This window comes from Qipengyuania sp. S6317L1, from assembly GCF_023015615.1.
In the GTDB taxonomy this organism is placed as follows: Bacteria; Pseudomonadota; Alphaproteobacteria; order Sphingomonadales; family Sphingomonadaceae; genus Erythrobacter.
The window spans coordinates 575,739-593,743 of the sequence record NZ_JALKAJ010000005.1 but is presented as its reverse complement, the minus strand read 5'-3'; the positions used below and the strand labels follow the sequence as shown (position 1 = coordinate 593,743).

General features: G+C 58.3%; 22 protein-coding genes. 10 read left to right on the top strand and 12 right to left on the bottom strand.

Features of this window, described 5'->3' with window-relative positions; all coding sequences use genetic code 11:
* Positions 1-54: 54 nt before the first annotated feature.
* Positions 55-696 carry a ParA family partition ATPase gene (gene parA / locus MWU38_RS14440; protein WP_247272486.1) on the top strand — a complete coding sequence of 214 codons (642 nt, stop codon included), beginning with the start codon at positions 55-57 and terminating at the stop codon, positions 694-696.
* An 11-nt stretch (positions 697-707) separates the two neighbouring features.
* Here parA and MWU38_RS14435 read toward each other — a convergent pair whose 3' ends face one another.
* Positions 708-1,316, bottom strand: coding sequence for a hypothetical protein (locus MWU38_RS14435; protein ID WP_247272485.1), 609 nt, complete (start codon positions 1,314-1,316; stop codon positions 708-710).
* Between the two features lie 230 nt (positions 1,317-1,546).
* Here MWU38_RS14435 and MWU38_RS14430 point away from each other — a divergent pair, with 230 nt between their 5' ends.
* From MWU38_RS14430 to rpsD, 5 genes are all read left to right on the top strand, one after another.
* Positions 1,547-2,026, top strand: coding sequence for an RpiB/LacA/LacB family sugar-phosphate isomerase (locus MWU38_RS14430; protein ID WP_247272484.1), 480 nt, complete (start codon positions 1,547-1,549; stop codon positions 2,024-2,026).
* Positions 2,023-3,345 carry a serine hydroxymethyltransferase gene (glyA, locus tag MWU38_RS14425; protein ID WP_247272483.1) on the top strand — a complete coding sequence of 441 codons (1,323 nt, stop codon included), beginning with the start codon at positions 2,023-2,025 and terminating at the stop codon, positions 3,343-3,345. Before MWU38_RS14430 ends, glyA begins: the two co-directional genes overlap by 4 nt.
* A gap of 9 nt (positions 3,346-3,354) precedes the next feature.
* On the top strand, positions 3,355-3,831 hold the full coding sequence (nrdR, locus tag MWU38_RS14420) for a transcriptional regulator NrdR (protein WP_247272482.1): 477 nt from the start codon (positions 3,355-3,357) through the stop codon (positions 3,829-3,831).
* Positions 3,831-4,595 (top strand): RNA methyltransferase, encoded by a 765-nt coding sequence (locus tag MWU38_RS14415; protein ID WP_247272617.1) that lies wholly within the window; start codon positions 3,831-3,833, stop codon positions 4,593-4,595. The genes nrdR and MWU38_RS14415 overlap by 1 nt, the downstream gene beginning before the upstream one ends.
* A gap of 159 nt (positions 4,596-4,754) precedes the next feature.
* Positions 4,755-5,369: a 30S ribosomal protein S4 gene (gene rpsD, locus MWU38_RS14410; protein WP_247272481.1), complete on the top strand. Its 615-nt coding sequence runs from the start codon at positions 4,755-4,757 to the stop codon at positions 5,367-5,369.
* Between the two features lie 96 nt (positions 5,370-5,465).
* On the opposite strand, the gene MWU38_RS14405 is transcribed toward rpsD, so the two are convergent.
* From MWU38_RS14405 to MWU38_RS14365, 9 genes are all read right to left on the bottom strand, one after another.
* Positions 5,466-5,783 (bottom strand): chorismate mutase, encoded by a 318-nt coding sequence (locus MWU38_RS14405; protein WP_247272480.1) that lies wholly within the window; start codon positions 5,781-5,783, stop codon positions 5,466-5,468.
* A gap of 6 nt (positions 5,784-5,789) precedes the next feature.
* Positions 5,790-6,914 carry a tRNA guanosine(34) transglycosylase Tgt gene (tgt, locus tag MWU38_RS14400; protein ID WP_247272479.1) on the bottom strand — a complete coding sequence of 375 codons (1,125 nt, stop codon included), beginning with the start codon at positions 6,912-6,914 and terminating at the stop codon, positions 5,790-5,792.
* On the bottom strand, positions 6,911-7,681 hold the full coding sequence (locus MWU38_RS14395; protein WP_247272616.1) for an ABC transporter permease: 771 nt from the start codon (positions 7,679-7,681) through the stop codon (positions 6,911-6,913). The genes tgt and MWU38_RS14395 overlap by 4 nt, the downstream gene beginning before the upstream one ends.
* A complete protein-coding gene (locus MWU38_RS14390; RefSeq protein ID WP_247272478.1) occupies positions 7,681-8,640 on the bottom strand; it encodes an ABC transporter ATP-binding protein in 960 nt (319 codons plus the stop codon). The genes MWU38_RS14395 and MWU38_RS14390 overlap by 1 nt, the downstream gene beginning before the upstream one ends.
* An 11-nt stretch (positions 8,641-8,651) precedes the next feature.
* Entirely contained in the window at positions 8,652-9,689 is a 1,038-nt protein-coding gene (queA, locus tag MWU38_RS14385) for a tRNA preQ1(34) S-adenosylmethionine ribosyltransferase-isomerase QueA (RefSeq protein ID WP_247272477.1), read from the bottom strand.
* An 81-nt stretch (positions 9,690-9,770) separates the two neighbouring features.
* Complete coding sequence (locus tag MWU38_RS14380) at positions 9,771-10,472, bottom strand: peptidylprolyl isomerase (protein WP_247272476.1); 702 nt, start codon at positions 10,470-10,472, stop codon at positions 9,771-9,773.
* A gap of 116 nt (positions 10,473-10,588) precedes the next feature.
* The gene (gene coaD, locus MWU38_RS14375) at positions 10,589-11,101 is read right to left on the bottom strand and encodes a pantetheine-phosphate adenylyltransferase (RefSeq protein ID WP_247272475.1); all 513 of its coding nucleotides are present in this window, start codon (positions 11,099-11,101) and stop codon (positions 10,589-10,591) included.
* 50 nt (positions 11,102-11,151) lie between these two features.
* A complete protein-coding gene (locus tag MWU38_RS14370; RefSeq protein WP_247272474.1) occupies positions 11,152-12,090 on the bottom strand; it encodes a polyprenyl synthetase family protein in 939 nt (312 codons plus the stop codon).
* Entirely contained in the window at positions 12,059-12,325 is a 267-nt protein-coding gene (locus MWU38_RS14365) for an exodeoxyribonuclease VII small subunit (protein WP_247272473.1), read from the bottom strand. Before MWU38_RS14365 ends, MWU38_RS14370 begins: the two co-directional genes overlap by 32 nt.
* Before the next feature lie 74 nt (positions 12,326-12,399).
* Here MWU38_RS14365 and MWU38_RS14360 point away from each other — a divergent pair, with 74 nt between their 5' ends.
* The 3 genes from MWU38_RS14360 (at position 12,400) to MWU38_RS14350 (ending at position 15,493) form a co-directional block, all read left to right on the top strand.
* Positions 12,400-12,804, top strand: coding sequence for a DUF2177 family protein (locus MWU38_RS14360; protein WP_247272472.1), 405 nt, complete (start codon positions 12,400-12,402; stop codon positions 12,802-12,804).
* A gap of 81 nt (positions 12,805-12,885) precedes the next feature.
* Positions 12,886-15,126: a phosphoribosylformylglycinamidine synthase subunit PurL gene (purL, locus tag MWU38_RS14355; RefSeq protein ID WP_247272471.1), complete on the top strand. Its 2,241-nt coding sequence runs from the start codon at positions 12,886-12,888 to the stop codon at positions 15,124-15,126.
* A gap of 37 nt (positions 15,127-15,163) precedes the next feature.
* Positions 15,164-15,493, top strand: a complete 330-nt coding sequence (locus MWU38_RS14350) for a DUF6122 family protein (protein WP_247272470.1) — start codon at positions 15,164-15,166, stop codon at positions 15,491-15,493.
* An 11-nt stretch (positions 15,494-15,504) separates the two neighbouring features.
* Here the strand turns inward: MWU38_RS14350 and MWU38_RS14345 are convergent, their stop codons facing one another.
* Positions 15,505-16,311, bottom strand: coding sequence for a ubiquinone biosynthesis protein COQ4 (locus tag MWU38_RS14345; RefSeq protein WP_247272469.1), 807 nt, complete (start codon positions 16,309-16,311; stop codon positions 15,505-15,507).
* A gap of 87 nt (positions 16,312-16,398) precedes the next feature.
* On the opposite strand from MWU38_RS14345, the gene MWU38_RS14340 reads away from it, so the two are divergent.
* Positions 16,399-17,085: a nitroreductase family protein gene (locus MWU38_RS14340; protein ID WP_247272468.1), complete on the top strand. Its 687-nt coding sequence runs from the start codon at positions 16,399-16,401 to the stop codon at positions 17,083-17,085.
* Here MWU38_RS14340 and MWU38_RS14335 read toward each other — a convergent pair.
* Entirely contained in the window at positions 17,082-17,912 is an 831-nt protein-coding gene (locus MWU38_RS14335; RefSeq protein WP_247272467.1) for a ubiquinone biosynthesis protein COQ4, read from the bottom strand. The two genes, MWU38_RS14340 and MWU38_RS14335, sit on opposite strands and share 4 nt — an antisense overlap.
* Positions 17,913-18,005 lie beyond the last annotated feature (93 nt).

Sequence of the window (18,005 nt, the reverse complement as noted above, 5' to 3'; positions counted from 1 at the left end):
GGCAGGCCATGCGCGAGGAGAGGACAACCCGTATTTTCAGCAAGGATCGCTCTCGTGCCCAATGCCGACCTTAGAACCATCGCAATCGTCAGCCAAAAGGGCGGCTCGGGCAAAACCACGCTCGCGGTCAATCTCGCCACCCGCGCTGCTGCGGCAAAGCATGAAAGCTGCGTGGTCGACACCGATCCGCAGGCAACCGCTGCGGCATGGAGCGATTGGCGCGGAGATTTCCTGCCCGTTGTGGTGACTGCTCCCCCGGCCCGGCTTGGCCGCACGATCGAAAGCGCGAAGAAAAACGGTGTGGACTTCGTGGTGATCGACACCCCTCCCCACGCCGATGCTGCCGCGCGCGAAGCGATCAAGGCAGCCGATCTTGTCCTTATCCCGACCAAGCCGCGCGCGTTTGATCTGGCCGCGCTGGAACCCATTGCGGATCTGGTAAAATACGCCAAGACGCCCGCATTTGTCGTCCTCAATGGCGTGCCCTCGGGCGCAACGCAGCTTGCAAAAAGCGCGCGTGATGCGGCGACAGACATGGGTCTTGTCATATGTCCGGTCGAACTGGGCGAACGCGCAGACTTCCATCGCTCGAGCGCAAAGGGCGAAACCGCCAGCGAGCTTGCTCCTGGTGGCAAGGCCGCAGAAGAAATCGATCAGCTATGGAAATGGCTGAATAAAACGCTCAAAAAAGCCTAGAAACAACCACTTCAATATCGCCGATTGGCATCCGTTTCAAAACTGCGCGGAAACAGACCATATTTGAGTTCGAACTCTTCCGGCACCACTGGCTCTGGTCCGCGCGCCAATCCATTTACGAGGCGGCGTGACCGGTCCAGCTCGTCCTGCGGGATTTGGGACCATTCGATCGTGTTGCGCGAGGTAAGCGCAAAGTCACCCGCATTGGTCACCTCTCCTGCACGGATTTCAAAGCGCGGCGCCTCATCGCCATAACCGCGTGATGGTCGTCCAAGTACGATCTTTCCGAAAAGCAATGCACTGACATCCGACAGGCACCGTTCATCCTTCGCTGGGATCTTGGGACAATCCATCCCATGCGCGATCAGGCGATAGGTCCCCGCCGCCAGCTGATAGGCGCGCACCTTGAATTTCGTAGTCGAGTTGGTGAAAGCTAGCTGGTTTTGCTTGCGGGTCAGGCGGATCACATCTGCCTCGTTGGCCACATCGCCGCCTTCACGAAGGAAGAAAACATCCAGCGGCTCATCGAGATAAATCTCGCTGCGAATCGAGATGACAAGGGCTCCATGGCCCGGTTCGAGTGAGGAAGCGCGTTTGAGGCGCTCCACCTCGGTGCCCAAATGGTCCGCCCCTTGGGCACTCAAGCCCGATAAAGCGAGGGCGAAGCTTGCCCAAAGGAAAAACACAAAACGCATCGATAAGCACTCGAACTTTTGAGGATTTGGAGGGGTTAGGAATGGCTTATGTAGCCGCGCCTCGCAAGGGTGCGCCTTATCGGAGAGGCAGAAACGTCGAAAAGCCGGTTAATCGGGGTGGTTTCACGAGGCCTAGCGCATTAAGGAGCGTGGCCATGAGACTAGCCATCGCATCAGATCACGCCGCCACCGACCTCAAAGCCGAATTGGCCGAATGGTTGATGGAAGAAGGCCACGAAGTTGCCGACCTTGGACCAGAGCCCGGGGAAAGCGTCGATTATCCCGATTACGGATACAAGCTTGCCGATGTGGTTGCCGATGGCACCGCTGAATTTGGTATCGCATTGTGCGGTTCGGGTATCGGGATCTCGATCAGCGTCAATCGCCACCCGGGCGTTCGCTGTGCTTTGGTATCGGAGCCCTTGTCAGCCGCGCTCGCGCGTGAGCACAACAATGCCAACTGCATTGCCTTGGGTGCGCGCCTTATCGGTATCGAAATGGCGAAAAGCTGCATCGCAACTTTCTTGAGCACCGTATTTGCCGATGAAGGTGACCCCAACGGACGCCATCATCGCCGCGTTGCCAAGCTTGGCAATCCACCCATCGACCCTGACCACATCGAGACGCACCAATGAGCACCAATCCATCTTCAGTGACCGACGCCCAAAACGCTTCTGGGCACGGCTTTTGGCACGACGATCTGGCCAGTGCGGACCCCGAAATCGCCGCAGCGATCGGTAAGGAACTGGCGCGTCAGCAAGACAAGATCGAACTGATCGCTTCCGAGAATATCGCATCGAAAGCGGTGCTTGAAGCGACGGGCAGTGTCTTCACCAACAAATATGCAGAAGGCTATCCGGGCAAACGTTATTATGGCGGCTGCGATTACGCCGACGTCGTGGAAACTTTAGCGATTGAGCGCGCCAAGCAGCTGTTCGGATGCAACTTTGCCAATGTGCAGCCCAATTCGGGCAGCCAGATGAACCAGGCGGTGTTCCTGGCACTTTTGCAGCCGGGCGACACCTTCATGGGGCTCGACCTTAATTCTGGCGGTCACCTCACCCACGGCTCGCCGGTCAACATGAGCGGCAAGTGGTTCAACCCCGTCAGCTATGGTGTGACCGAGGGCGAAGAGCGGATCGACATGGAAGCGGTGGCGGCGCTCGCGCGTGAGCACAAGCCGAAGCTCATCATCTGCGGTGGGACGGCCTACTCGCGGGTCTGGGATTTCGAAGCTTTCCGCAAAATCGCCGATGAAGTGGAAGCGATCCTGCTTTGCGATATGAGCCATATCTCCGGCCTCGTTGCTGGCGGCGCACACCCCTCGCCCTTCCCTCACTGCGACATCGTGACCTCTACGACGCACAAGTCGCTTCGCGGCCCACGTTCAGGGATCATCCTGTGGAACGACGAGAAATACACCAAACCATTGAATATGGCGGTCTTCCCCGGCCTTCAGGGCGGTCCGCTGATGCACGTGGTGGCTGCGAAAGCGGTGGCGTTCAAAGAGGCCCTTGCGCCCGAATTCAAAACCTACGCTCACCGCATCGTCGAGAACGCCCGCGCGCTCGCGGCGAGCCTTGAGGAAAACGGGCTTCGTATTGTTTCGGGCGGCACGGACAATCACTCGATGCTGGTTGACCTTACCGCGAAAGACGTGACCGGCAAAGCGGCTGAGGCGGGCCTCGACCGTGCATGGCTCACCTGCAACAAGAACGGCATTCCGTTCGACACCCGCTCTCCCTTCGTGACCTCGGGTGTCCGCCTTGGCACTCCCGCTGGCACCACGCGCGGCTTTGGTCCGGTGGAATTCCGCGAAGTGGGTAAGCTCATCGCGGAAGTCGTCGATGGCTTGTCCAAGAACGGCCCAGAAGGAGACGCGCAAGTCGAAGAGAGCGTTCGCAATCGCGTTGCCAAGCTTTGCGCTGACTTCCCGGTCTATCCAGAAAGCTAAACCCAACCCATGCGCTGCCCGTTTTGCGCCCACGAAGACACGCAGGTCAAAGACAGTCGCCCGACCGAGGACAACACCTCGATCAGGCGTCGGCGCCAGTGCAATTCCTGCGGCGCGCGCTTTACCACCTTTGAGCGCGTACAATTGCGCGAGGTGGTGATCGTCAAGACGCGCTCGGACGGGTCCGAACCGCGCCGCGAACCCTTCGACCGCTCCAAGTTGGAAAAATCGGTCGCCCTTGCCTGTCGCAAACGTGATGTGAACCAGGAACGGATCGATCAACTCGTCTCCGGCATTCAGCGTCAGGTCGAAACCGCAGGCGATGCCGAAGTGCCCTCGTCACGCATTGGCGAGATGGTGATGGACGGGCTCAAGCAACTGGATTCGGTTGCCTATATTCGCTTTGCCAGCGTGTATCGCGATTTCTCGGAGGCCAAGGACTTCGAAGAATTCGCCAGCACCGTTGTTGACGCGGCCAAGGACTGATTGTGTCCAATAAGCCCGTCATCGTTCTGGTTCGCCCGCAACTGGGCGAAAATATCGGCAAAGCGGCACGCGCGATGCTCAACTTTGGCCTCACCGAAATGCGTATCGTCAATCCCCGCGATGGTTGGCCAAACCCAAGTGCTGGCCCTGCGGCGGCGGGGGCAGACATCGTGCTTGACGAAGCAAAGATATACGAGACGACCGCCGAGGCAGTCGCTGATTGCGAGCACGTTTACGCGACCACTGTGCGCAAACGCGGGGTGACGAAACCGGTTGTGGGTCCGGATGAAGCGGCGCGACTGATGCACTCGGCCGAGGGGCGCCACGCAGTGCTGTTCGGCCGCGAGGCGTCAGGGCTCGAGACAGAGGATGTCGCGCTTGCCCGTCATATCCTTACCGTGCCAATCAATCCTGAATTCGGTTCGCTCAACCTTGCGCAAGCCGTGATCCTCACCGCTTACGAGTGGTCGCGCATCGGGCGCGAGGTTGAAGTGAGCGGCCTCGTGCAGCCCACGGCAGAAGAGGACATCCTGCCCCCTGCTCCGCAAGAAGAGCTTGAAGGGCTGATTTCCCACTTGGAAAAAATGCTCGCGCCCAAAGGGTATTTCTTCCCCGAATCGCGGGCCGAGGCGACGCGCCGTACGCTCCGCACGGTTCTTACCAAGCCGGGGTGGAACCATCTTGAGGTGCGCACCTTGAGGGGGGTCCTCTCCACCCTTGGCCGTCCCGACAAGGATCCTGTCGAGAAGGACCCAAGCGAATAAGCTTGATTTCAGCGCGCAGCCCGTTATACGCGCGCCCACGCAAGATTGGTCCCGCACCCCGGTGAAGCGGCGACCGCATTGAGCAAGTCGGCTCAATGGTGCGATGCCGGGTTAGATGCCTGCCACTGGGGCAGGTCAGCAAATTTGAAGGAAAGACATATGTCTAAGCGCAAGAGCGCCAAGTACAAACTCGACCGCCGGATGGGTGAAAACATCTGGGGCCGTCCAAATTCTCCGGTGAACAAGCGTTCTTACGGTCCTGGCCAGCATGGTCAGCGTCGCAAGAGCAAAATGAGCGACTTCGGTCTTCAGCTTCGCGCGAAGCAGAAGCTCAAAGGCTACTACGGCGACGTGACCGAGAAGCAGTTCCGCTCGACCTACAAAGCTGCAACCCGCATGAAGGGTGACACCGGCCAAAACCTTATCGGCCTGCTTGAGCGCCGCCTCGACATGATCGTTTACCGTGCGAAATTCGCGCCAACGATCTTTGCCGCGCGTCAAATCGTGAACCACGGCCACATTTATGTGAACGGCGTGAAGTGCAACATCCCATCGCGTCGCTGCGATGTTGGCGACGTCATCAGCCTCGGCACCAAGGCCAAGGAAATGGCTCTCGTGATCGAAGCGCAAAGCCTGCCAGAGCGTGAAATCCCTGACTATGTTGCTCCAGAAGGCAACGACAAGGTTCAATTCACCCGCGTGCCAAAGCTCGACGAAGTGCCTTATCCGGTGACGATGGAACCGAACCTCGTTGTCGAGTTCTACTCGCGCTAAAGCCTGAACGCTTTGCGAAACGAATTAAGGGCGGTCCGATTGGGCCGCCCTTTGTTTTTGTGGGTTGAAATTGTGAAATGCGGGACAAGTATTTCGTCAGCTGCGAGTGTTATCCCATTCTTGCATTTCGTAGGCGATCGAGCCTTCGACCAGATCATCCCAAAGCTGTGCGATAAGAGCGCCCGGGATACCGCGCGCCTCCGCCTCTGCTCTGGCCGCCGCAATAACGCTCGCCTTGCGTTCTTCATCGCGAACGGCCTCGCGGTTCGGCTTAATACGCGCCGCTGCCCGCATGTAACCAAACCGCCGCTCAAGCAGGGCGACCAGCTCGCGATCGGTCGCATCGACACCTTCGCGCACCTCGATCATTGACCGGCAATCATCTGGCATTTTGGCTTCAGGCAGTTTGGGCATTCAGTCCTACTTTCGAAGGTAGTTGCGGCGAAAGTCAGCCGCGAACTCGGCAAATTGCCCCGCTCCAATGGCATCGCGCATCTTCTGCATCAAGGCCTGATAGAAAGCGAGGTTATGCTCGGTCACAAGCATCGCGCCAAGGATCTCGTGGCTCTTGTGCAGATGGTGGAGATAGGCCTTAGAATAATCCCGAGAGGCGGAGCAATCAGAGGTTTCGTCCAATGGTGACAAGTCCTCGGCAAACTTGGCGTTGCGAATGTTGATCGGCCCGTTCCAGGTGAAGGCCTGGCCATTGCGGCCTGATCTTGTCGGAAGGACGCAATCGAACATGTCGATCCCCCGCTCGACCGCGCCGACCAGGTCATCCGGCTTGCCAACCCCCATAAGATAGCGCGGCTTGTCCTTGGGCAGCTGTTCAGGCGCATAGTCGAGCACGCCGAACATCGCCTCCTGCCCCTCGCCCACGGCAAGGCCGCCAACCGCATAACCATCAAAGCCAATGTCGATCAGTTTTTCCGCGCTGACCTTGCGCAAACCTTCGTCCAATGCGCCCTGCTGGATACCAAAAAGTGCCGAGCGCGCGGCGTGTTCCTCGCCGCTGTCAAAACCGTCGCGACTGCGCTTTGCCCACCGCATTGAGAGCTCCATCGAGGCGGCGATTTCCTCACGCGGACGGTCGGCGCGGGGGCATTCGTCGAAGCACATCACGATATCTGAGCCCAAAAGCCGCTGAATTTCCATTGAGCGTTCCGGGGTGAGCATATGCTTGGAGCCGTCGATATGACTGCGGAATTCGACGCCCTTTTCGGTGAGTTTGCGCAAGTCCGAAAGGCTCATCACCTGATAACCGCCGCTATCGGTCAGGATCGGGCGGTCCCACTTCATGAAATTGTGCAAGCCACCCAGACGCGCCATGCGTTCAGCGCCCGGGCGCAGCATCAGGTGGTAGGTGTTGCCAAGGATAATGTCCGCGCCGATGGCTCGCACGCTTTCGGGTTTCATCGCCTTGACCGTCGCGGCGGTTCCAACAGGCATGAATGCAGGTGTGCGAATTTCGCCGCGCTGCATGGTGATTTTACCGGTGCGCGCGCGACCATCAGTGGCGTGAAGTTCAAATGAGAAGCGGGTCACTCTCGTAATCTCCACCCGGTCTTAAAAATGAAGGTGATGATGCCAACGCACAGGGCAAGAAAGCCCAACGTCATCCCCAGCGAAACCCAGATCGAGACATCCGATGTGCCGTAAAACGTCCAGCGCAGCCCGCTCACCAAAAAGGCGATCGGGTTGGCATAGGCAATTGTCGACCACACGCCGGGAAGCTCTTCGATTGAATAGAACGTCCCCCCGAGAAAGGTCAGCGGGGTCAGAAACAGGAGCGGTATAATTCCAAGCTTTTCAAAGCTGTCCGCCCATATTCCGAGGATGAAGCCGAACAGCGAAAAGCTTGCAGCGACCAGCATGATGTAGCCTGCGGCTGCGAGCGGATGCGCAATCTCGTAATCGACAAAGAATGTCGCCGTTCCAAGGATGATGGCAGCGAGGATCAGGCCCTTCGTGGCTGCTGCACCGACAAAACCGATCAGTGTCTCGGCAACGCCGACGGGCGCGGACAAAAGCTCGTAAATGGTACCGGTGAAGCGCGGCATATAGATGCCGAAAGAGGAATTGCTCGTCGTTTCGCCCAACAGCGTGAGCATGAGCAGGCCGGGGATGATAAAGGCGCCGTATGCAACCCCGTCCACCGGCTCCATCCGCCCGCCGATCACGGTTCCGAACACGACGAAATAGAGCGAGGTCGTGAGCACAGGCGAGAGGATCGACTGAAACGCCGTGCGCAGCGCCCGCATCAACTCGCGCACATAGATCGACCAGGCACCGCGCGCATTAAAGCCCTGCATCATGCGTCATCACCCTGAGTTTCGGCGACAAGGCCAACGAAAATGTCCTCAAGCGAGCTGTCGTGAATGTCGATGCCGATAAAATCGACACCTGACGCAATCAGCGCCTTGGTCAGCGCGGCGACTTCGGCATTGCCATCGCCTTCAACATCCTGAGCGCCCGTGCCGCCTCGATAGATCAGCGAAGTCCCGCCCTCGCCTATCGTCAGGCAAAACCGATCAAGCGCATCAGGCACTGCACCCAGCGGCTGTGCCAGAGTAAAGACCGCTTCGGTCGAGCCCATGTGCTGCATCATTGAGGCCTTGTCATCGACCATCAGGATTTGACCCTTGCGGATGATCCCGACCCGGTCGGCCATCAATTCGGCCTCCTCGATATAGTGCGTGGTAAGAATGACCGTCGTGCCACGTTCGCGAAGCGCACCGATCTGCTCCCACATACCCTTGCGAAGTTCGACATCGACGCCAGCGGTGGGTTCATCCAGAAAGAGAAGGTCCGGTTCGTGTGCCAGCGCCTTCGCGATCAGCACACGGCGTTTCATGCCGCCCGAAAGCTCGCGAATCTGGGCGTCCTTCTTTTCCCACAGGCTCAAACTGCGCAGGATTTCCTCGATGCGCGCCTTGTCGGGAGAAAGGCCGAACAACCCGCGCGAATAGGATACCGCGCGCCACACTGTTTCGAACATATCGGTCGAAAGCTCTTGCGGGACGAGCCCGATGCGCGCCCTCGCCGCTCGCCAATCGCTTGCAAGGTTATGACCAAAGGCTGTGATTGTACCAGAAGTTGGCCGGACAAGGCCACACACCGCCCCGATCAGCGTGGTCTTGCCAGCCCCGTTGGGACCGAGCAGCGCGAAAATCTCGCCCTTGCGAATGTCGAGATCGACATTGTCGAGAGCCTTGGTTCCGCCGGCGTAAACCTTCGACAGGCCTTCGATGGAGAGGATGGGATCAGACATCACCAAGCGGACTAAGGCAGGAGCAACGAGGAGTCACCATAGGAATAGAAACGGTACTCATTTTCGATTGCGTGAGCATAGGCCGCCATCATCCGTTCGCGTCCCATCAGCGCGCTCACCAGCATCATCAAGGTGCTTTTCGGCAGGTGAAAATTGGTCATCAGTCCATCCACCGCTTTGAAACGATAGCCGGGCGTGATGAAAATATCGGTATCTGCGGCGAACTCGTGGATTTGACCGTCCTGTGACGCCGCGCTTTCAAGCGTGCGAAGGCTCGTAGTGCCAACCGCGATAATGCGCCCGCCTGCTTTTTTGGCTGCGTTCAATCGCTTGGCGGCCTCGGCGCTGATCCGGCCAAATTCGGAGTGCATCTGGTGGTCGTCGGTGTCATCTGCCTTGACCGGCAGGAAAGTCCCTGCCCCCACGTGCAAGGTTAGCATTTCACGCCCGATCCCGCGCGCTTCCAACGCCTCGATCAGGCGGTCGGTAAAATGCAAGCTAGCCGTCGGAGCCGCCACCGCGCCGTCCTCACTTGCAAACATGGTTTGATAGTCGGCAAGGTCTTGCTCATCCACGCCCCGGCGCGCGGCAATATAGGGAGGGAGAGGCATGGTGCCCGCCCGGTCGAGAAGAACTTCGACGGGTTCCTCGCCCTCGAAAAACAGCGTGATTGAGCCGTCCGCATTTCGGCTTTCGGCAATTGCGGTGATGCCGCCGCCGAAGATGATCTGATCACCTTCCTTCACTCGCTTGGCATTGCGCACGAACGCGTCCCATCGTCGAAGGTCGAGGCGTTTGTGAAGAGTTGCGCCGACCTTGGCCTCGCCGCCAGCGCGTCTGCCTTCAAGCTGAGCCGGGAGCACGCGGGTGTCGTTGAATACCAGCACGTCGCCCGGTTCAAGCAAGTCGGGTAGATCGAGCACGCAGGCATCCTCAAACGGGGCATCTTGCCCGCGCACAACGAGCATCCGCGCAGCATCGCGCGGGCGCACGGGGCGCAGGGCTATACGGTCCTGGGGAAGCTCGAAGTCAAACAGGTCAACACGCATGATGCGCGCACGCTTAGGACTTTGTGCACGCTACGAAAACCGGTTTTATCGAAAAGGACAGCGCTTTACTGGCTTTCGCACTTACTGCGTGTCGAGCGGCGCGCTCAACATATCGGCGGTCACCTCTGCTTCCATCTGCGGCGGAGCCACGCTTGGAACCGGGAGGTTGTCGCTCAGCATCGAGGCTTGCAAAATGCGGGTCGGGTTTGCGGGCGGTTCCCCGCGCACAATCGCATCCACTGCGCCCATGTTTTCAATCACGCGGCCAAAGTTGGTGTAGCGCTTATCAAGGGCAAAGCGCGGATAGAAAACGATGAAGAACTGGCTGTTGGCGCTGTTTTCCTCGTTCGCACGCGCCATCGAAACCGTGCCACGCACATGGGGCATCGGATTAAATTCTTCATTGAGATCGGGAAGTTGCGATGACCCTTGGCCCGTGCCGGTTGGATCGCCCGATTGTGCCATGAAGCCTTCGATCACGCGGTGAAAGACAACGCCGTTATAAAATCCATCAGCGGTCAGCGTCTTGATACGCTCCACATGGTTCGGCGCCCACTCTTCCATAAGGCGAATTTTTACCCGCTCGCCGTTCGACAGGTCGAGAACCCAGATATCTTCAGGCTCAACGCTCTGGTCAAACTCAACAGTAGGATAGGTGCGATTGTCGACCGCTGTTTCGGCTTCAGCCTCGGTTTGCGAGGTCTCTTCATCCTGTGCAAAAGCCGCAAAAGGGGTCGCAGCAAGGGCAAGGGCCGCAAAAGATGAGGTTACAGTCTTGAGCATGGGGTTTCTTCAGATCCGTCAAATATCGTTTGCACCCGTCTAGCTGCGGGTGCCTGACACTTCAATGAATGAGTGACACTTCGCGCACAGGCTTGTGCCCGGCCCGGCTTTGGCGTTCAATAATCGCCCTTGCGCCCGATCTCATCGACCCGCGCAACGACTTCTTCGCAAACTTCCTTACTGACAAACGGCGTGATGTCACCGCCGTAAAGTGCGATTTCTTTCACGAGTTTGGAGGCAATCGGTTGAAGCGAGACGTCCGCCATCAAGAAGACGGTTTCGATATCTTTATCCAACTGCTGGTTCATGCCAGCCATTTGATATTCATACTCGAAATCGGCAACCGCGCGCAGGCCGCGGATGATGACCGATGCGCCTTGCCTTTGCGCAAACTTGACGAGCAGCGCGTTGAACCCGACCACCGTCACGTTGTCCAGCCCTAGGTTCTCAACCTCGCGCTCGACCATGGAAAATCGTTCTTCGTTTGAAAACATGGGGTTTTTTGACGGGTTGGTGGTAACGCCAATGATGAGCTCATCCACAAGCTTGGCCCCGCGCCGAATAATATCGGCGTGACCCAATGTTATCGGGTCAAAGGTCCCAGGATAGATTCCTATGCTTTTGCTCATTTGGGTGTTCCTTCACACTGTCCGGGTCTGAGCGCCCGTTTATTGCCGACTTAGCGGTCCCGCTCGACGATGAAGCGGGCAAGCGCACGCAGCAAATCGGCTTCGCTGCCATGCGAGCTAAGGTGCCCCACCGCCTGATCGACCAGCATCCGCGCCTGTTCACGCGCCTTTTCCACGCCCATCAAGGTCACAAACGTCTGTTTACCCTGTTCCTCGTCCTTGCGCAGCGCCTTGCCCGCCAATTCGGCGTCACCTTCTACGTCGAGGAGGTCGTCTGCTATCTGGAACGCAAGGCCGATATCGCGCGAATAGGCGCGAAGATGCACGCGGCCTTCGACCGGAATACGGCCAAGGATCGCGCCCATTTCAACCGAACAGGAAAGAAGCGCACCGGTTTTCAATTGCTGGAGGCGGGTCACCGCCTGAAGGTCGTATGTAACGCCCTCCTCATCGGCGACCATGTCCATCATCTGTCCACCCGCCATGCCGTTCATTCCGCTCGCCATGCCAAGCGTTGCGATTAGTTCGCTGCGCACGAACGGGTCGCTGCTCGTCCCGGTATCGGCAAGGATTTCAAAAGCTAAAGCGTGAAGCGCGTCGCCTGCAAGAACTGCGGTCGCCTCGTCATAGACGTGGTGCAAGGTGGGTTTGCCATGTCGCAAGTCATCATCGTCCATACATGGCAGATCATCATGAATGAGCGAATAGCAATGGATCGCCTCGACCGCCGCGCCAGCACGCAGCGCCGAGGTCCGGTCGACGCCGAACAGTTCCGCCGTGCTCACAAGCAAAAGCGGGCGCACACGCTTGCCACCGCCAATCGCGGCATAGCGCATCGCTTCGACCAGCCTTGCGCGGGTGTCCGAAGGCACAGGCAAGAAAGCGTCAAAGACCGAATCGATCTCGCCTTGAACGCGGGCCAACCCCTCTTTCAGAATGTCCGCTCCCATGCGCTCTTTACGCTCCACCGTCCAAGGGGGTGGAGCCATTTGGCGAACCGTCGCTGCCTGCCACGATTTTTTCGATCCGTGCTTGCGCGCTATCGAGGCGTTTCTGGCACGCCGCGCGCAGTCGCTCGCCGCGCTCATAGAGGTTGATTGATTGATCAAGGGGCACATCGCCGCGCTCCAATTGCGTGACGATCTCCTCAAGCGCGGTAAGCGCCTGTTCAAAGCTCATTTCTTCGATTGCCGGATTTGACCCGGATACGTTTGCCTCATCCATGCGGCCATGCAATGACGTTCAGGAACCTCCCGGTCAAGGCCCCGTTCAAGGCTGGTAACGGCAAGGATTTGACTATGACCCGATATTTGATCGCTTTTGTTAGCGCGGCTGTGATTTTCGGCGGGCTCGATGCCATGTGGCTTGGCTGGGCCTCGACCAATTTATACGAACCCACGATCGGCGAGATCATGGCTGATGAGTTCAATGTAGGCGCTGCGGCGGCCTTCTATGTTATCTATCTTTGCGGGATGACATGGTTTGCAATCAGGCCAGGGCTGATTGCGGGCGATGCCAGAATCGCGCTTTTGAACGGCGTTCTTCTTGGAGGTCTGTGCTACGCGACATTCGACCTCACCAGCCAGGCCGTGTTCAAGGTCTGGGCGACCAAGGTGAGCGTACTGGACATTATGTGGGGTGCTTTTGCGACGGGCACCACAAGCGCCCTTGCCAGCTGGATTGCACTTAAATTCACGCGCTAATACGCCTGTTTGGGGAGAAACTGCGCTTTAAGGTGCACTGGCGGGTTGGCGACGGCGAACCACTGGCTTAAGGGAGCGCGCATGAGCGAAATCACACCGGAAATCGTCGAACAGCACGGGCTGTCTCCTGAAGAATACGAGCGCGTGCTTTCAGGCCTTGGGCGTGAGCCTAATTTGGTCGAACTGGGCATCTTCTCGGTCATGTGGTCCGAGCATTGCTCTTACAAATCATCGCGTTTCCATCTGAAGAAGCTGCCAACCGAGGCGCCTTGGGTTATTTGCGGACCGGGTGAGAATGCGGGCGTCATCGACATTGGCGATGGTCAGGCGGCGATCTTCAAGATGGAGAGCCACAACCACCCCTCTTATATCGAACCTTACCAAGGCGCGGCGACGGGCGTTGGCGGTATCCTTCGCGATGTCTTCACCATGGGCGCGCGGCCTGTGGCGAATATGAACGCGCTGCGCTTTGGCCGCCCAGACCACCCCAAGATGAAGCATCTTGTGCAAGGCGTGGTCGCCGGCATCGGCGGCTATGGCAATTGCGTCGGCGTGCCTACTGTGGGCGGCGAAACCAATTTCCACCCGGCCTACGATGGCAATATACTGGTCAACGCAATGACGGTCGGTATCGCGGATGCGGACAAGATCTTTTATTCAGCGGCCACGGGCGTTGGAAACCCCATCGTCTATGTCGGCTCCAAAACCGGACGCGACGGCATCCACGGCGCGACAATGGCGTCGGCGGACTTTGAGGAAGATGCAGAAGCCAAGCGCCCAACCGTCCAGGTGGGCGACCCCTTCACTGAAAAGCTACTGATCGAGGCTTGCCTTGAACTGATGGCGACCGATGCGATTGTCGCAATTCAGGATATGGGCGCGGCCGGCCTTACTTCCTCCAGCGTCGAGATGGCGACCAATGGCAAGGCGGGCATCCGTCTCGACATGAACAAGGTTCCTTGCCGCGAAGAAGGCATGACGCCGTATGAAATGATGCTGTCAGAGAGCCAGGAGCGCATGCTCATGGTTCTCAAGCCCGGCAAGGAAGAGATGGCTGCGGCAATCTTTGAAAAGTGGGAACTGGACTTTGCCGTGATCGGCGAAGTGACCGATACGCAGCACATGGTGCTCGAATTTGACGGCGAGGTCGTGTGCGACATTCCGCTCGGGCCTCTCGCTGCCGACGCGCCAGAATACGAGCGCCCCTATATTTCTAAAGAAGAATACGCACAGTGGGCGGGCATCACGCCGATGAAAGACGCGCCCGATACCAGCGATCCGGGTGCTGACCTTCTGAAAATGCTCGCCTCCCCCAACCTCGCCTCGCGCGGCTGGATTACCGAGCAATATGACAGCCAGGTCATGGCCGACACGCTTCAAACCGGAGGCGATGCAAGCGTTGTACGCGTGCATGGCACGGACAAGGCCCTCGCGATGAGCACCGATTGCACGCCGCGCTATGTCTATGCCGACCCTTTTGAAGGCGGCAAACAGGCAATCGCAGAGGCTTATCGCAACATTTGCGCAGTTGGTGCGCGGCCTTTGGCGGTCACAAATTGCCTCAACTTTGCAAATCCACAGCGCCCCGAGATCATGAGCCAGTTCGTCCATGCCCTCGAAGGGATGGGCGATGCGTGTCGTACACTGGATTTCCCGATCGTGTCGGGCAACGTCTCGCTCTATAATGAAAGCAAGGCAACAGGCGGCGGCTCGGCGATCCTGCCCACCCCTGCGATTGGCGGCGTGGGTATCCTTGAAGACGCCTCGAAAATGATGACTCCCGCTTTCAAGGCTGACGGAGACGCCATTTACCTCATCGCGCCCGAGTTCTGGGCCAAGCCCGATCCGACCCGCTCGCACCTTGGCAAATCGCTATGGCTTGATGTCGTGCATGGCCGCGACGAAGGCCGCGCGCCACCGGTGGACCTGCTGGCAGAGCGCGGCGCGGGACATATCGTGCGGCGTCTTATCGAAATGGGTCTGCTTTCAGCGGTCCACGATATCTCCGACGGTGGCCTCGCCGTGGCCCTTGCCGAGATGGCGATGAGCGGCGGGCTTGGCGCTGAGGTCACAGTAAATGACGCTTACACCGCTGCACAATGGTGGTTCGGGGAAGATCAGGCGCGCTATGTCGTGACGGTCAGCGCCGACAAGCTCGATGATTTCAACAAGGAACTTGCCGCAGGTCCGGAAATTTCCGAGGCGGAAATGGTCGGCTTTACGCGCATTGGCACCGTCGGCGGGGACACGCTGCTTGGCGTTTCGCTCGAAGAAATGCGCGCCGCGCACAAGAGCTTTTTCGCCGATTGGATGGGCGGTTGAGGAATGGGGGCCTCTGCTAAGGCGGGGACACATCTAAGTGGAACTGCTCCAGCCCCTCCTCCACTATAGCGGCCATTTCATTGCGCCGTTCCTGATCGCGTGGATGATCCAGCGAACGCAGTGGAAACGCTTTGGCAGTGTGATGGTCGCAAGCAATGCCATCGACATCGACCACCTTTGGGCCGTTCCGATGTTCGATCCGGACCGCTGCTCGATCGGCTTTCATACATTTCACGGGTGGGAAGCGGCGATCGTCTATCTCGCGCTGCTGTTTGTCCCGCGCTGGTGGGCGCGCGCACTTGGTGCAGGCGCGCTGTGGCACCTTATGGTCGATACCGGCGATTGCGCGGCGATGGGCGGGCTTTGAGCCCTCACCGGTCAGGCGGCCTGAGCCTTTGGATTGTCTTCGGCTGAAAGGCCAAGCTCTTCGGTCGAATAGCCTTCGGAATGTAGGATATCGAGGCATTCGCGGTAAATCACCGGGGGCTTGATCCCCAATCGCGAACGCGCTTCGTCAATATCCTCACGCATCAGCGCCTCGACATCGAGATGGGCCAGCTTCGCCGCGGCCTTGCCGTTGCGTTGACCCTCGCGCACCGAGGCAAAAAGCGGTGCCTTGGTGCCGGTCACCTTCTTGATCTGATGCGCGCCTGCATAAGCAATAAACAAGATGCCATTGTTGTGGTTTTGCGAATAGCTGAAGCCAAGCAGCGACGTCTCACCAAGCGCATCGCGGCCATAGGTGGTGAGAACATGAAACAGGTCGTGCGTATCTCGCAGGCGGTCAAAATACCACTGCGTCAAATCCTGCGGCAATTGTTCAGGCGGGGCCCATTTGTGGCTTTCATCGACCAGCCCTTGCGCGCTCAGCCCCTCGCGCTGCATGAAGCGAATGTAATGCTTCCCAACGCTGTTTTCTGGCAGGTCTGCCCAGCGCGCATGGTCGTCAAGCATTGCAGGGATGCTGATACCATCGCGAAGGAAACGCTGGCCTTCCTCCGATTGGATAAAGTCCCAGGCTTGTCGGTGAGAGGTTTTACCCTTGGTCGCCTCGATGATGTGAAAGACCTGTTCCGTGTCTTCCTTATCCGCGACCAGCTTGCGATAGTGATGCAGCACCTTGAGCGGACGGAAGCCCGACACGATGCGGTCGGGCGCTACCAGCGGGCGATCAAGCAGGGACATTCAGCTTTCCTCTCAGGACATTATTTACATCTTTGTCAGTTAAAAGTCCACTAGCCAACATGAGCGAAACCACGGATAGACGGGCCAATGCGAGATCATGATCAAATTCCGTATTCGCTGGAGCGTCTGCCTGATGACGAAAGCGTTGGCCGCGCGCGTGAGATGCGCGACCGTTTGAAAAAACGCCGGACCTGCCGCTACTTTTCCGACGCCGACGTGCCGCGCGAAGTGATCGAGGCAGCAATCGAGGCAGCAGGCACGGCCCCCAATGGCGCCAACCATCAACCGTGGCATTTCGCCGTTGTGTCGTCGCCAGAGAAGAAGCGCGCCATTCGCGAAGCGGCAGAAGCTGAAGAGCGTCGCTTTTACGGCGATGACGGGGATGAACCCAAGGCGAGCAATGAATGGCTTGGCGCGCTCAAAGACCTGGGCACCGATGCGGACAAACCGTTTCTAGAAACCGCGCCTTTTCTCATCGTTGTCTTTGCACAGCGCAAAGGCGGGATCGAAGAAGACGGGAAAACGCAGAACTATTACGTCAATGAAAGCGTCGGGATTGCCTGCGGGATGCTGATTGCGACACTGCACGAAGCAGGACTCGCTACGCTCACACACACGCCCTCACCCATGGGTTTCCTGCGGGAGGCGTGTGAGCGCCCGGAATGGGAAAAACCGCTTATGATTGTGGTGGTGGGACGGCCAAGCGATGACGCGACCGTCCCTGCCAAAGCGGTTTCGAAAAAGCCGCTCAGCCAGATTGCGAGCTGGCTTTAGGCGGCGAGCGCCTCGCCTGTATTCTCTGATGCGAGCAGATTGTAAGGGTCGATCCCTTCTTCTGCCCAAATGCGGTGACATTCGTTGTACATCGTTGGCTCAGGGATATTGAGCGCGCGGCGCACTTCATCAACCGGTTGTTTCAAAAGCTCGCGGATTGGCTGTTCAAGCAGCACTGGCGCTCCGCGACCTGTTGCTTTGGCCTGACGCACTGCGCCCATGACCGGTGCCTTCGATCCCCAGACCATCTTCTTGATATTGGCAGAACCGGCATAGCCGATCAGCAAGTGGCCTTGTGTTGGCGATTGACCGTGGGTGAAAAGAAGCACGCATTGCTCGCCCAAAGCATCGCGGCCATAGCCGGTCAGGACGTGAAACAGGTCGTGTGTATCACGCGAACGGTCGCCATACCATTGAACGAGATCATCGTATTTCGGGCGACCAAGACGGTCGCTTTCAGCCACCAGGCCCGCTGCGCTTAGCCCTTCGCTTTCCATGAAGTCGCAATAAGCATGCGCGAGGCTGCCCTTGGGCGTTTTGCGAAGTTCGGCGTGATCGTCGAGGATTTCGGGAAGGCTCGGTTCTGTCCGGCGCAAAAACTCGCCATGCTCTGAAAGTGCAAGCTGTTTGACGCGCGGCAAAAACTGGCTCGAAGGAAGCGATTCGTAAATCTTGAAGACCAGGCTCGTATCTTCCTTGTCCTTCATCAAAAGACGGAAGTTCTTGATCGCACGCGGGAGAGAATAGCGCGGCGCCGGGCGGTCCGGATGACGCACCACGGTTCCGTCGCTGGCAAACATCTGGGCGTATTTGGCTGTGTCAGTCATGATCGGCAAACCTTACAGGATGGGTTGTTATGCAAAACCTAATAGCACTTACTTACATACGTGTAAATAGTGGTTTTCCCTTCCTGCGCAACA